Annotated in this window: 12 protein-coding genes; 4 read left to right on the forward strand and 8 right to left on the reverse strand. The window is 37.5% G+C overall.

Annotated features, from left to right (window positions below):
- Window positions 1-6: 6 nt before the first annotated feature.
- The 3 genes from ACX0HA_RS04220 to ACX0HA_RS04230 all read right to left on the reverse strand — a co-directional run bounded on the left by ACX0HA_RS04220 (window position 7) and on the right by ACX0HA_RS04230 (window position 3,340).
- Window positions 7-1,992, reverse strand: a complete 1,986-nt coding sequence (locus tag ACX0HA_RS04220) for a tetratricopeptide repeat-containing sensor histidine kinase (RefSeq protein ID WP_458844016.1) — start codon at window positions 1,990-1,992, stop codon at window positions 7-9.
- 118 nt (window positions 1,993-2,110) lie between these two features.
- Window positions 2,111-2,281, reverse strand: coding sequence for a hypothetical protein (locus ACX0HA_RS04225; RefSeq protein WP_458844017.1), 171 nt, complete (start codon window positions 2,279-2,281; stop codon window positions 2,111-2,113).
- Window positions 2,282-2,614: 333 nt separating this feature from the next.
- A complete protein-coding gene (locus tag ACX0HA_RS04230; RefSeq protein ID WP_458844018.1) occupies window positions 2,615-3,340 on the reverse strand; it encodes a LytR/AlgR family response regulator transcription factor in 726 nt (241 codons plus the stop codon).
- 102 nt (window positions 3,341-3,442) lie between these two features.
- Between ACX0HA_RS04230 and ACX0HA_RS04235 the strand changes: the two genes are divergently transcribed.
- A complete protein-coding gene (locus ACX0HA_RS04235; RefSeq protein WP_458844019.1) occupies window positions 3,443-4,120 on the forward strand; it encodes a response regulator in 678 nt (225 codons plus the stop codon).
- Here the strand turns inward: ACX0HA_RS04235 and ACX0HA_RS04240 are convergent.
- Complete coding sequence (locus ACX0HA_RS04240) at window positions 4,117-5,205, reverse strand: anhydro-N-acetylmuramic acid kinase (protein ID WP_458844020.1); 1,089 nt, start codon at window positions 5,203-5,205, stop codon at window positions 4,117-4,119. The two genes, ACX0HA_RS04235 and ACX0HA_RS04240, sit on opposite strands and share 4 nt — an antisense overlap.
- A 70-nt stretch (window positions 5,206-5,275) precedes the next feature.
- Here ACX0HA_RS04240 and ACX0HA_RS04245 point away from each other — a divergent pair, with 70 nt between their 5' ends.
- Entirely contained in the window at window positions 5,276-6,418 is a 1,143-nt protein-coding gene (locus tag ACX0HA_RS04245) for an acyl-CoA dehydrogenase (RefSeq protein WP_458844021.1), read from the forward strand.
- A 12-nt stretch (window positions 6,419-6,430) separates the two neighbouring features.
- Here the strand turns inward: ACX0HA_RS04245 and ACX0HA_RS04250 are convergent, their stop codons facing one another.
- Window positions 6,431-6,865: a hypothetical protein gene (locus ACX0HA_RS04250; protein WP_458844022.1), complete on the reverse strand. Its 435-nt coding sequence runs from the start codon at window positions 6,863-6,865 to the stop codon at window positions 6,431-6,433.
- A gap of 296 nt (window positions 6,866-7,161) precedes the next feature.
- On the opposite strand from ACX0HA_RS04250, the gene ACX0HA_RS04255 reads away from it, so the two are divergent.
- Window positions 7,162-7,503, forward strand: coding sequence for a helix-turn-helix domain-containing protein (locus ACX0HA_RS04255; RefSeq protein ID WP_458844023.1), 342 nt, complete (start codon window positions 7,162-7,164; stop codon window positions 7,501-7,503).
- Between the two features lie 69 nt (window positions 7,504-7,572).
- Window positions 7,573-10,011, forward strand: a complete 2,439-nt coding sequence (locus ACX0HA_RS04260; protein WP_458844024.1) for a hybrid sensor histidine kinase/response regulator — start codon at window positions 7,573-7,575, stop codon at window positions 10,009-10,011.
- Here ACX0HA_RS04260 and ACX0HA_RS04265 read toward each other — a convergent pair.
- From ACX0HA_RS04265 to ACX0HA_RS04275, 3 genes are all read right to left on the reverse strand, one after another.
- Window positions 9,993-11,339 (reverse strand): sigma-54-dependent transcriptional regulator, encoded by a 1,347-nt coding sequence (locus ACX0HA_RS04265; RefSeq protein WP_458844025.1) that lies wholly within the window; start codon window positions 11,337-11,339, stop codon window positions 9,993-9,995. The genes ACX0HA_RS04260 and ACX0HA_RS04265 overlap by 19 nt on opposite strands.
- 128 nt (window positions 11,340-11,467) lie before the next feature.
- Window positions 11,468-11,770 (reverse strand): hypothetical protein, encoded by a 303-nt coding sequence (locus tag ACX0HA_RS04270; RefSeq protein ID WP_458844026.1) that lies wholly within the window; start codon window positions 11,768-11,770, stop codon window positions 11,468-11,470.
- Window positions 11,771-11,945: 175 nt separating this feature from the next.
- Window positions 11,946-15,269: a T9SS type B sorting domain-containing protein gene (locus ACX0HA_RS04275; RefSeq protein ID WP_458844027.1), complete on the reverse strand. Its 3,324-nt coding sequence runs from the start codon at window positions 15,267-15,269 to the stop codon at window positions 11,946-11,948.
- Window positions 15,270-15,480 lie beyond the last annotated feature (211 nt).

Genomic DNA, 15,480 nt, shown 5'->3' on the forward strand with positions numbered 1-15,480 from the left:
AGAATATTACATTGGGAACAAGACCTCAACAACAGCCCCTTTTCCTGGCTTTGAATTGATTTGCAGTGCACCACCAAGAGCATCGGCTCGTTTTTTAAGATTGCGAAGACCGATTCCTCCTTTGGCTTTTTCTGGCACGAAGCCAATACCATCATCCGTTATAGTGACCACTATATTTTCGTTATTGCGGGTAACCACAACTTTTGCATGTCCGGCACTCGAATACTTATTGATATTCTGTAAAGCCTCCTGTATTATCCTATAAACATTAACCTTACGAACGTTGCTCATTTCTTCCCAGTTGATCAATGGATCAATCTCTGCTTCAAATTCCGTATCAAAATTATTTTTCTGAGAGGTAATCATAAAGCCAAGCATGTTCTCAAAACTTTGCTCCTGGTTAAACAGCGCGTTCCTGCTAAGGTCGTGTGACACTCCCCTGATCTCAGACTCTATATTTTGCAATTCTTTGATATACTCCTTACGCCGGACAATCGATTCGTCATCCGCTTTTTTATTGATGAACTCCAGATTGAGCCTTACAGCATATATATTATTAAGGATTCCGTCGTGAAGTTCCATTGCAATACGTGATTTCTCCTCAGTTTTCGCCGACTCAATTTTCCCTTGCTGCTCAAACATCAGCTCATAAATTTCCTCGTTTGCTTTTTGCTGCTCCTGCACAAGCAAAAGTTCCTTGTTTTTTGAATTTAGATAATAGATGATAAATATTGCCGCGATAAACAAAACCACAACTATAGACACTCCTATAATAAAACTGTTCTTTTTTGCCAGCGCATCTTTCTCAGTGAGTATCCTGTCGGTATCAAATTCGATACGGGCAAATTTATTCCTTGTATTCTGGGCTATCTTCTGGAGGCTGTCATTAACTGTTACATACCGGCGTATGTAGTAATCATTACTAACCTTATCTATCGCACTTAACGTTTTAAGTGTGCTAAGAATATCCGAATTACTCTTGATTTCTTTAGCTTTATGATAGGCGTTGGTAAGATAGCTGATCGCTTTTGCGGTATCTTTTCTATATAAAAAATATTCCCCAAGGCTGACGTTACTGGCAACAATACCTCTTTCATTTTGCAGGCTGTCGCGTATTGCGAGCGATTTATAAAAAAGTTCCGGAAGCTGGGAAAAATCTCCTGATTTGTATTTTGCTGAAGCTAGGTTGTTAAGAAGTTTTGCATAAAGGCCGGGGGAATCTGCTTCGGACATACTCAGGGCCTGCTGATATATCTCAATCGCCTTTTTATGCTGCTTCATTTTCACATATACCCCTCCCATATTATTGTAACAGGAAGCTTTGTACAATGCCATCTGGCTTTCCGAATAACCTTCTTTTTTAAAATTATCAATAACATCAAAAGCCCTCTGGTAATAATCTATGGCATCCTTTTCATTTTCCTGCCCATCGAGCGACGAAGCAATAAGATTATAGCAGTTATATAAATCCGTTGCCTTGTTAGCTATACGTAAATGCTTTTCAGCCTTAAAGGCTTCTGCTTCGCATAGCACAAATTCTCCTGCATCATAATATATGTATGCTTTGTAAAGAATAATTTCGCCAAGCGCTTTATCGCCAGTTCCTTTAAAAGCAGTATTGATTTTTTCAGCTCTTGAATAATAACGCAAAGCACTGTCATTTTCTTCTAAGCCATAAAAAGATTCTCCAATATAAAAAAGAGCCCTGCCGGTTGCTAAGGTATCTTTAAGAGAGACGGAAATTGCATGTAGTTGTTTTCCCGAAGAAATTGCCTTTTCATAGAGATCACGATTATAATAACCTATCGTGATTTTCTTCAACAGCCCCTGTGTTACTGTATCTTTTGCGGCTTCAGGTAAATACCGGGCCGCAGAATCTAAATATTTAACCTGGCCCTCTTTACTCAAATTATAATTATCAGCCCTGGCAATAAGGCTTTTTTCTTTTCTGACAGAAGAATTCGTCGGGTCAATTGACTTATCGCATGACACAGCCAAGAGAAGAAAAAAAAGAAATAAATATACGAGTTGGTAGTTTTTCAAAATTTTTGAGGCTGTAGTTTTTTAAACTACAGCCTCAAAAATAATATATTTTATTTCATGTACCTAATTATGGTCTCATTGGAGGTTTTGGAAGATCTTTATCTCCGTTGTCAATTGGAGCAACAATTCCAAGACCACCTGCTTTTGTATCTTCCATAGCGCTGTCATCAGTTGAACAAGAAACGAATGATGAGCTGATAAGAGCAACTAGACTTAGTGTAAGGATAATTTTTTTCATGAGTAGTAAGGTTTTTATTAGATGTTATTTTTTTCTTATTTTGTTATGAGAACCTCCCGTTTATCGTTTGATTCTGAAGCAAAACTACGCTCAAAAAAACAACCAGCCTCATGATTTACAGCAGGTTTAGTAGAATACCCCCGCACACGAGTAACTCAACCATTTTGAAGGGTCAATGAAACATTTGAATTATTCAATTGTGATAATTTTAAAATTATTGTAAAACTTAACCTACTTAAAATATTAAAATACAACAATATTAGCAAAACACTGCCGTAACCCTGACTTAACAAAGTATAGGGGTTAATTAGAAAAAGTACTTAAAAATAGGGATTAAAGGTATTCCGGAGCGATTTTCCTGATAATGGTATCTACATTATCTTTAAAGGTCTTAGAGAAAGATATTGAAATGTCGCTATGATTCAGATAACAAAGTGATTTTCCGGTATTGATCCTAGAAATATAATTACTGTTTACTATATAACTATTATGTATCCTGAAAAAATAGAGCGGCAGATTTGCTTCATAATGTTTGAGAGTTTTATAAGCAGTAAGCTTTCGCCCGTTCTGTAAAAAGAAATCCGTTGTATTATTATCCGCTTTAAGATACACTATATCGCTTAGTGAGATAAACTGGTAATCTCCATACGATTTTATACATATCGTATTGTTTGCTGCTGCCGGACTGGTTTTTTGGAACTTAAGAAGGCTCTTCCTAAGATCAAACTGGTTAAGCGGCGCAAGGAGATAATCAAAGACTCCTGCCTGTATTGCTTCAAAAGCATATTTAGGAGATGCAGTGAGCGCTATGAAGTAAGGCACGTTATCTATAAAGCGATAAAGTTCAGCAATAATGTTCAGCGAAAGGTTGCTTTTTTTGTTCTTCGGGCAAATTTCGAGAAAAACCAATTGCGGCTGCAGTTCAAGTATCTTGTTTATTGCATCTTCCCTGTTTTCGGCAACACCGGCACAATAGAATTCCGGGAAAGCCTCAAATTTCCTTAAGGTTTCCTGAATATTGTCTTTGTTGTCGTCAACTATTAGATAAGAATACTGCACAAAATATTAGAGAAAATTTTGCGCAATATAAAAACATTTGAATAGTCTATTTTACGGTTTTCCCGTAATTTTTGTTAATTTTGTACAACCTATAGACAGCTTATGCAAGAGGATTTAAACATTTTAATCGTCGACGACCATCCAATGACGGTTAATGGATATGTAAATGTATTATCGGAAGAAGAGTTTGAAGGCCACAACCTTATCTTTACAAAAGCGCTTGATTGCGAACAGGCTTATAAGCTAATTTCAGATTCGCAAACCGGTGGTACTGTATTTAATGTAGCCTATCTCGACCTTAGCCTTCCGCCCTACCCGGAACAAAATATTTTTTCCGGCCTTGACCTTGGCGTGCTTATCAGAAAAACAATTCCGGATTGCATCATCATCATCCTAACCATGCATAGTGAAGCCACACTTGTAGACAGGCTGATAAGAGAAATAAATCCTCAGGGAATCTTATGCAAAAGTGATATTGATATCGATGAATTCCTTAATGCTTTTAAAATTGTATTTGGAGGTGACACTTACCTGAGCAACAAAATTGTAAAATCATTAAAAGACAAAGTATTCGATAATTATAAGCTTGACAATTATGACAAGCAGATATTAATGCGATTATCTGAAGGCATCCTTACCAAGAATATCCCTAATTATGTGCCACTATCATTAAGTGCCATAGAAAAGAGAAAAGCCCAAATGAAGAACATGCTGCTTCAGGGTAAAGGCGGCGATGACCACGAACTTATAGAAGCTATTAAAAAAATAGGTATTCTTTAAGGTATGTAAATAACACCAGAGCCATGATCTCCCGACGCTCCGGTAACACTGCTCAATACATTCACCTCACCACGAAGCTTTAAAACGCCAAGCAACGCAAAAATAAGCGCTTCTTTAAACTGTATCGTCTTGTCGTCAGGTATCGCTATAGTTGTGCCGGGCAAAAGTTTTCTCATCCTTTCAACAAGAAACCTGTTATAAGCGCCACCACCAGTAACCAAGAGCTCACCATCACCTATACCTTTAATTGTATTTGCAATCTGAAAAGCGACATGCTCTGTAAAGGTCGCTATCTTATCCTGAGCCGTTTTGGGGTATTTCTCCATTATTGGGAATACAACTTCTTTCACGAATTCAAAACCAAGCGATTTTGGATAGTCCTGAGCATAAAACCCAAGCGCATTAAGCTCATCCAGTAATGGTACGATAACTTCACCTTCGCGTGCTATAGCACCATTGGCATCATATTCAAATCCTAACTGATTTGCATAATGATTCAATACTGTGTTTACAGGACATATATCGAATGCGATACGAGCGCCGTTTTCTTCGAAGGAAACATTAGAGAACCCACCAAGGTTAAGGCAATAGCGATAATCCGGAAACAGCATCCTGTCCCCTATAGGAACAAGCGGAGCACCTTGCCCGCCCAGTTGCACATCCTGTACACGAAAATCACAAATCACCTTCTCTCCTGTTATAGAAGCAATTTCCGGCAGATTGCCTATTTGTAATGTAAAACCATTATGAGGCTGATGCAGAATAGTATGCCCATGGGAACAAACCGCATCGAGGTTATTGATGGCATTATCCTGAATAAATGTTTTTATGATACCACCCAGCAGATGTGTATATTCTGCATTCAGAATCTTAAGCTCTTCATCAGAAAAATTCACAGCATTTTTAAGGCGCATTACCCACTCCTCAGAATAAGGAACGGTCACCGCTTCACCTATCTCAAAACTCCATTTACCCTTGTTTACAGTAAAAAAAATATGAGCCAGGTCTACGCCATCAAGCGAAGTTCCTGACATTACTCCTATAACGTTATAGTTTTCCTTCATCGCGAGGCTAAAATTACGCATTCATATTGACAAATTCACATTTAATAAGTACATTTGGGCGCAATAAAACAAAAAATAATAATCAAATATTATGGATTTTAAACTTACTGAAGAGCACCTGATGATCCAGCAAGCTGCGCGTGATTTCGCTCAGAATGAATTGCTTCCGGGTGTAATAGAAAGAGACGAGAAACAAATTTTCCCTACTGAACAAATCAAAAAAATGGGAGAACTTGGGTTCCTTGGCATGATGGTAGACCCTAAATATGGAGGAAGCGGCCTTGACACCATTTCTTATGTATTGGCTATGGAAGAAATATCAAAAATTGATGCTTCTGCTTCAGTGGTTATGTCAGTTAACAATTCACTTGTTTGCTGGGGACTTCAGACTTTTGGTACTGAAGAACAAAAACAAAAATACCTTACCAAACTTGCAACAGGAGAAATAATAGGTGCTTTCTGCCTTTCTGAACCTGAAGCAGGTAGTGATGCAACATCACAGAGAACTACTGCAATAGATATGGGCGACCATTATCTTGTAAACGGAACTAAGAACTGGATAACAAACGGCAGCACTGCTGATGTTTATCTGGTAATTGCCCAGACGGATGCTGAAAAAAAACATAAAGGAATCAATGCACTTATCCTTGAAAAAGGTATGCCAGGTTTCGAAATAGGCGCTAAAGAACAAAAACTTGGTATCCGCGGATCTGACACGCATTCTCTAATGTTCACTGACGTAAAGGTTCCTAAAGAAAACAGGATCGGTGAAGATGGATTCGGATTCAAATTTGCTATGAAAACTCTTGCAGGCGGAAGGATTGGAATCGCTTCTCAGGCATTAGGAATCGCTTCGGGAGCTTATGAGCTTGCACTAAAATACTCTAAAGAGCGCAAAGCTTTTGGCACAGAGATATGTAACCACCAGGCTATCGCATTCAAACTTGCTGATATGGCAGTTAGTATTGAAGCAGCACGTCACCTGTGTATCAAAGCAGCATGGGATAAAGACCAGCACAACAACTACGATATAAGCGGAGCTATGGCTAAGCTATATGCATCGCAGGTAGCAATGGATACAACAATTGAAGCCGTACAGATTCACGGAGGCAATGGATACGTTAAAGAATACCACGTAGAAAGACTGATGCGTGATGCTAAAATCACCCAGATCTACGAAGGAACTTCGGAAATACAGAAAATAGTAATTTCAAGATCTATTATCTCTCAATAATATGTAACCCCGCTAAAAGCGGGGTTCTTTTTTTTTCGGCTGTACTGTTTTAAGAATAACTTTTACATCTGCCAGAAGTTCATCCTTTAAATTATTTAAATTCAGAAATTGAATATTACCCTCAGTTACAATATCTTTAGCTGTTTCTTCATTAGCTATCCCCAATACAAAGGGGATATTTTCATTATAGAGCTTTACAAAGTCAAGCAGCTCGATTTCATCATACAAGAAAAACAAAACCATATCACACTCTGAATCAGCAAATTCAAAGCCTACAGTACTTGCTGATATAAATTCATACTCTTCAGTGATACTGTTTTTTAGAAGCTCATAATAAGCGTTCTGATTGTCATAAACTAAGATTTTTTTCACCACACCTACACTTTTTAACTTATCATTGCTATTAATAATTAAATTATAACTATTAAAAAATAGATATATAATCATATTTTATCTACCGTTCATGGGAGAAAAAGTGCATTACATCGAATATTTGCCCGATACTTTTTTACAGCCGGACATCTTCTCTACTTTTATAAAGAATAATTCTATATAAATACAACTTTTACCCACAATCCCTTTTCAGGGTGGGAAAGGCAGCAAAAACAAAAACCGTAAGGTGTGGTTAACGTTTGCCGATAAGCAGCACCAAATATATAGTTTATTGCGAAAGAAAAAACTTAAAAAATAGTTATAATTATAAATTTCACATTTCAGCATCCAACACTAAAAAACCAACTATTATGAACATTATTGGACAACGAATTAAAAAATTAAGAGAAGAAAAGGGTATAACACAGGAAACTATGGCACATCAGCTTGATGTTACCCAAAGTAATTACGGACGTCTTGAAAAAGATGACAGAAGGCTTAATGTTGTAAAACTTCTTAAGATTGTCAGGATCCTTAACGTTAATATATCTTATCTTTTCAACGAAGTTATCACGGAAATTACAAATGAGGAAAATCCAGCATTCAATAATGCCAATAAAGAAGTTTATGATATTCTGGTTGAAAGCCTGAGAGCCGAAATACAGCATCTAAAAGATGAAATCAATTTCCTTAGGGTAATGGTGAGAAGCTAAACCAATAATTATACTTTAACTATATTTGTACCGTTTTATTAAGATAATAAAACCTACTACTTTTATCTGATGGTACAAAAACATAAAGCCGTAAAATATAAAGTTATTGCCGGATATGTATTGCTATTTGCGATGGCATTCTTATCCGTATGGCTGGTATATACCGAAATTTTAAAATTAGCAGGTTCAGGCCGCAACAGTGAGGAAAACAAGAAAATAATTCATATAAGCAATACCATTGCAAATCTTTATGCGTCTGAGGCAATAGGCCGTAATGCTATACTGACCGAAACCGAGGCCGATTTCGAAAAGTACAATATACTGATAAACAGTATAGACCTGGAGATAAACAATATTAAAAAAGGGGTTGACAGCGATCAGATATCTAAATTTGACTCTATACAACTCCTTATTAGCCGTAAAAGAAACAGCATAAGCGAGATTATCGCTTTTCATAAAAAAAACCCCCACAAGGATACCTATGTTAAAGCCATTGAAGGCATTAACAAAACAAAAGACTCTATTGTAAAGAATATAAAATCAGTAGAAACTAAAAAACAATATCCCGGGCAAAAATCTGTAAACGCAATACTGAGCCCCAGATTAAGAGAATCGCTAAGTAAACCTACTGTCCCAAACGATTCTATGGCGATGGCCTTTAATAAGGTCCTGAAAGATATTCGCAATAAAGAAAGGCAACTGGATCACATATTATTCCTGAAAGAGCAAAGACTGCTTGACGAAAATCGAATAATTTCTGAACAGTTAAGAGAAATCCTGACCTCGCTTGAAAACGAATTTTTCCAAAAGTCGGTAAGGCAAATGAGGCAGTCTGAGTTAGGCATTCAAAAAACCTTTAAAAATATTGCCTGGATTGGCGCATTCGCCATTCTTGTTTTTATAATTTTTGCATGGATCATTATCCGTGACCTGAGCATAAACCAAAAGTACAGAAGACAACTTGAGTCATTAAACCAGGAAAATGAAGAACTTCTAAGAACTAAGTCCATGCTTATGGCTACTGTAACCCATGATTTGCAAACACCACTTGGCAGTATCATAGGTTTTCACGACCTTATAAAAGATTCGGGAATTACCGGAAAACAAAAGCAATACCTCAATAACATTAACGAATCGGCAAATTACATCCTTAAGCTTGTAAATGACCTTCTCGATTTTTCAAGGCTGGAAAACAACAGGATATCCATAGAAAAAACAGCGTTCAACATTAAAAATGTAATCGAGAATACCTGCAGGACACTTGAGCCAATGGCTGAAAATAAAGGAATCGAGCTGAACTGGGATGTAAATGAAGAACTGAATTCTAATTTTATCTCAGACCCCTACCGTATTAAACAAGTACTTACTAATTTGGTAAGCAATGCCATTAAATTTACCCCTGAAGGCTCGGTTGAAGTTACTGCCAAAATTGAAGATGCAGACATTCACATCTCTGTCATAGATACAGGGATTGGAATCTCTAAAGAAAAACATGCTGATGTATTCAAAGAATTTACCCAGGCACATGCAGGTATTGAGAAAAAATTTGGCGGCACCGGCCTTGGATTGACTATCTCTAAAAAAATACTTGAATTACTGGACGGAGAAATAATTATTGAGAGTGAAGAAGGCCAGGGCTCTATATTTACTGTAATAATTCCATGCATAGCTGCAGGCGTCTTTATATCTCCCGATATTTTACCTGAAGACAATACCATTGAAACTTATCCTTCATTAAAAGGAAAAAAGATCCTTATTGTAGACGACGATACTATGCAGCTTACCCTGATGACAGAGCTGTTTTTAAATTACCCGGTAATTGTAAAGACCGAAATCAATGCTGCTTCGGTGATTTCCCTCCTTGAAAACGAAAAATTCGACCTTGTCCTTACCGACATACAAATGCCGTCTATTGATGGATTTGAATTGATACAATTAATTCGAAACAACATCAACAATCATGTTCTTAACTTGCCGGTTATTGCTTTATCAGGCAAAAGAGACCTGACTGCAAAGGATTTTACAGATGGAGGGTTTAATGCACATCATCCTAAACCGGTACAATTAAAAGAATTGCTGAATCTGATAACTGAGATTTTTGGCAGCAAAGCAATTACGCCTCCCGTTGTCGATAAACCCTTAATTAATACAGAAAATCAGCCGTTATATAATCTTAGAAGCCTTGCACAGTTTACCTATAATGATCCAGAATCCTTAAAAACGATATTAAGGACTTTTATAGACAGTGCAAAAGAAAATTGCATCGCACTAAAAGATGCGGTAAATGCACAAAGTGAACAGGCACTTGCAGAAACTGCACATAAAATGATTCCTATGCTTAAGCAGATGGAAGTGTTTAGTATTGTTGAAATACTGGAACCTCTTGAAGACAGGACATATACCATGGACTGGACAGAGCTCACTGCCTATACAGAAAATATATGCCTCAAAATGGAAGCATTATGCGACGCCTTTATAAGTGAGATAAATCAGAGTTCTATATTGTAGAGCTTGAGTTTATTGTAAAGTGTCTTCCTGTCAATATCCAGTAAAATTGCAGCTTTCGATTTATTGAAGTTGGCCTTTTCGAGAGCCTGCCTGATCGCCTGCTCTTCATCAGCTTTGGCATAGCCGGAAAGTGAGTTCGATGTACGCGATGCATCCAGCATTTCATGAGGTAGTACTTCCAGATGAATCAGGTTTGATTTTGTAAGCAAAACCGAACGCTTGATAATATTCTTCATTTCCCTTAGATTGCCCGGCCAGTCATAACTCTTGAAAAGATCGGTCACATCCCTGTCAAACCCCTCCACATCCTTTTCGAGATCATCATTAGCCTGCGCAAGGAAATGATTGGCAAACATCATTATATCCTGTTTTCTTTCAGACAGCCTGGGCGCTTTAATAGAAAATTCATTCAACCTGTGATAGAGGTCTTCCCTAAAATCACCACGTTTAACAGCTTCATTTAAATCCTCATTGGTTGCAGCAATAACCCTTATATCAACCTGGATCTCATGGTTACTGCCTACCGGTTTTATTTTTCGTTCCTGAAGCGCTCTTAAAAGCTGTACCTGCACTTCATAAGACAGGTTACCAACTTCATCCAGAAACAAAGTCCCGCCATTAGCAGCCTCAAAATGACCTGTCTTATCATTTACAGCCCCTGTAAAAGAGCCTTTGATATGACCAAAGAATTCACTCGAAGCCAATTCCTTGGGTATAGCACCGCAATCAACCGCTATAAAAGGCTTTTCAACTCTTTTGCTTAGCAAATGTATTGATTGTGCAATATATTCTTTTCCAGTCCCGCTGTCGCCTATAATAAGCACAGACATATTTGTAGGGGCAACTAAAGCAATATGCTCGTGCAGCATCTGAGAATCGCTGCTGATCCCTTTTACAAATGATAACGGAGAGGTTGTTGTTTTCTTTTCTTTGCTTTTAACAGCAGAAGTTGGCTCCTTTGAAGCTTTCTTGTTCAGTGCCTGTCCAATGGTGTGAAGTATCTCATCGGGATTTATAGGTTTGCCAACATAGTCAAAGGCCCCCATCTTTATTGAGTTTACAGCAGTCTTGATATCTACATATCCTGTCATAAGGATTACCTGGGTTTCAAGCGATGTTTCTTTGACTAGTTTGAGTATCTTAAGCCCGTCGCTATCCGGCAGCCTGATATCCGTTAAAACCACATCAAAAACCTGCTTGTTGATTTCATCTTCTGCCTCCTGCCCATTAAATGCATTTGTAACATCAAACCCTTTCTTTTGCAAAAAGGTTTTCAGCATTACACAGAAAGCAGTATCATCATCAATTACCAGTATCTTAAAACTCATCAGCTATAAAAATAATATCTACAAATGTAATTGTTTTGAGAGTTAGTATGTGTTAAGAAAAACAAAAGGAGACGCTCCCGTCTCCTTCGTTCGAAGAAAAAATTCTTCAATCACCTTACTATATGTCTTTAGCTTTTCGCTTCTTCTTTAATAAATTCGCCGGTACTTTTATAATAAGCATTTACAGCTTTATTATTCTTACTCAGCACAAGTTTATATTCCAGATTTTCATAAACAAAAACTTCATTAAGTGCATAGCCACTGTATTTTACACTCGCCTGCTTAAGTATTTCAGCAGGAACCTGGCTAACTTCAACTTTCTTGTATTGTTTTTCCTGAAGTGAGATTATCACCATATTATTATCTATACTTACAACTGCATCTGCCGACAGGCCTGCTAAAAGAAATAGTGATAACAATTGAATTTTCATAACTTCAATACTAACTTGATATATATGTATATGAAATAATCATACCATAAATAGAAGGCAGCACAAAACAAAGCCAAAAAGCTTAATTTCAGTAATTTAAATAAAATAACAAAGGGAGGAGAAAACAATAAAAGTGTGGAATTCCACACTTTTGTGTAGAATATCTACAACAATACTACCTGATCATTGAAAAGTGGCCTTTGTGAATTTCACCATCTTTCCTCAATACAACAAACCAATAATCTGTTGCCGGAAGTGGTGCTCCGTTAAAAGTTCCATCCCATCCAGAATCTAGCGGCGTAAATCCGTAAATTAACTTACCATAGCGATCGTAGATATAAATACGCGCTTCCGGTTCGAACCAGGAGTATTCAAGACGCCATTTTTCATTTATACTATCACCGTTGGGAGTAAAAAATTTAGGATAATTTAGCAAGACTACTTTATCAGACACTATACCGCAGCCATTTTTATCTTTAATATAAACGGTATAAATACCCGTATCCAAATTAGAGAACAGCGGTTCATCCTGATATTTCTTGCCATCAAGCGAATATTCATAATTACCTGCCCCTGTTGTATGTATAGCAATAGAATTGCTGCTATCAGTCCAGTCAGTCACATCAAATGTCCATCGATCAGCAGGGCCTGAAATTACTACCGAAATATCAGCTTTTGTATCACACACAAATCCGCCATATTCATTTCCAACTTTAACCCAATAATCACCTGATTCATTAACCCTGATGGTTGAAGTCGTTTCACCTGTTGACCATTCATAATTATTATATCCTGAGTCGGCAGAAATATTTACCCCATTATCGTCATTACATAATATATAATCGCGTTTCATTTTTAAAACAGGATATTCGGTAACTCTTAAATTAAATGAAGTCACATCGTGGCATAATGAAATATGATCATGTACAAGTCGGGCATACATTAGCTGAGGATTAGAGGTATTTGTGAACAAAGTCGAAACTTCGTTTGTACCCGCCTCAGCATCTTCAGCAGATAGATAATAAGTTACTGTATATACCGAAGCAGGTTGGTTACCTAAAATTAATGGTGTTTGAACTGACAGATCAAATTCAGCAGTTTCAGACCCGCTAGGCTGAATACAGACCTGCATATCCCCGGGGTCATTAGCTTTTGTCAACTCCGGCAGCTGCCTGATGTCAACCTCCAGAGTCCCAACAAACCCACAGTCATCTTCTACCTGAAACTCATATTTACCCGGATCAAGATTGGAAAAAATACTATTATCTCCATTATCCAGAGAAAATGGCGCATCATTTTTAGAAATAATAGTATAATGCAGAGGCGCAAGGCCTGTTGCCTCTACATAAATATCGTCGGATGCGTGATTACAGGATAGATTATAAGCATTTTTAACCTTTACACCGTCAGTATATTCAAAAGATGTCAATGCACCGAAACAAGCCTGTAAATCGTTAGGGCTAATGTAGCTTTCAAAATATTTAATAACCCGGAAAGTACCTTCATACTCAAGATCAGTAAGGGTTTGTCCATTAATAAGCAACATAGAATTTTGCTCATTAGGCTCCGTCTCTTCAATAAAAACAACATTTGTCGCCGGATGTCCCCAAATATCATCTTCGACGTTGACCAGTTTTTGCAACCAATAAGTAGGAGGCTCCGCAAAAGTTTCCGTCCCTGAATCTGAAAGCCTCAAATCAAAATTACCGCATTTACGAGTAAAAGTAACCGCATCTCCTGGAGGAGTTCCTGCGGTCACTATAACCGTAACAGTTTCTTCAACTCCACAAAAATCCACTCCGGAAAATGTATACTCGCCAATTGGCAAACTTTCGATGTAAAAGATACCATCACCATTTATAAAACTACTGACATTAACAGGAAGTGTTTCATTATATTCGTCCGGGGCATCAGTCATTGACATTGATGCCATCTTACCGTTTGCACTACTAATCCTGACCGCTCCACTGCCCGCAGCACAGCCGGACATTGCCATCCCCGTAAATCCTTTTAGTTCAAACGGAGGTACTTCTACAGGAACGTCAAACTCATTACCACATTCATCAACTATTCTCAACATATAATCACCTTGTGGCATATCTACTAGTACAAGAACTCCACTACTAGCAATATTACCCGTAGCATTCTTAGGAAGCGCATTTAGATCTGTATAATCTTCCGGGGCATCAATAATAAATGCTGAGACAATTTTTCTCCCGGGCACAGTTGCAGTTATTCGCCCCAACGCAGAAGTACAGCCATTACTGCTTCCTCCTGCAACCGCTTCTACTTCTTCATCTTCAATAGTAAACTCTACAGAAGCCATCTTTCCACAATTATCAACAACTTCTACTTTGTAGTCACCTGTTATAACAGGAGTTTCAAGATCTCCAAAAACAACCGATCCCTGAGTATATGGCCCGGGATATGATGGATTAAAAGCAGAAGCAACAAAACCTACGGGAGCAGAAACAAAATTTAAATTAAATGGTGGCGAAAAATTCAACACGATAATTGAAAGATAATGTGTCCCACAGGGGTTAATAATATTGGCGGAAAAATCAATTGAAAGTTCCGGATTCAAAATCATATCTCCACTTTCATATTGATTGTTACAGCTGTCAGTGATTTTAATAGTATATGAATAGTCTGAATCGCCCGTTGAAAATGTATGAGTAAGTGCTAACTCAACTTCATTACCGGTTTCAAAAGTTTGTACAACAATAATAGGCGGATTCCCATCACTGGGAGTAAGGGTATATTCAATCGTTATTGGGTATGTTATGGCAATTCCTTCGCCATAGGAAACTATATTAGTAACCGTTACAGTATCGCAATCACCTGATACATTACTCTCATAAGAGGGCTCTGAAATTGATGGCCCTGCTGAACTGGTTACCAATGTATAAGTAGTAACATCAGCATCTCCACATTCATTAAACACCCTAATGACATATACACCAGCCGGCATATCTGCAAAAACATTAGATTCCTGGATTGGTCTCAATACTGGGCCCGATATTATTTCATAAAAAGCAGCAGTACCTTCTGTAACAGTTATTATGATCTTTGCTCCTTCTATGCATGCTTGATTAGTCGCGCTTACATCAAAATCAAAAGGCGAAGCGATTTTTACAATAGTAGCTTCGGCTTCTTGTGAATTGCTTTGCTGCCCCAACGCCTGAACTGCTATAATTTTATAAGTTCCTGCAGTCAGGCTGCCAAGCGTATTTGACGATGAAATTGATATAGGATTTGTAGTGTCAGGCAATTTATATACAGTATAGTTGACTGTAGCGCCTGGGGTTCCGTTTATTATAGCAAATGAGAAAGAACCGTTACCAGAGCAGGTTTCGTTTGTTGTCGTAACCTCAATCTGAAAGTCCTGCAATTGGGCAAAAACAGGTGAAACAAACAAAAAGAATATTCCAAGCAATCCGTAGTAAGTAAACTTACTTAGACGAGTTTGAAAAATATTAATATCTAATAAGCAATTCATTTTTAGAGTTAAAAATTTGCCAATATTAAACAAAATTAAGCAGAAGTCAAATATAAATATTCAAGGGAGTTTTTTTTGTAAAAATTTAGCACTCATAAATACCTATTACAAAACGGTATACAACAAAAAACCCTTCATCGTTAGATGAAGGGTTTTCAAAAGAAAGGCGACGACCCGAGCCGTAAGGCGAACAGCGTCGCACAAAAACAAA

It is taken from the genome of Flavobacterium hauense, from assembly GCF_054457175.1.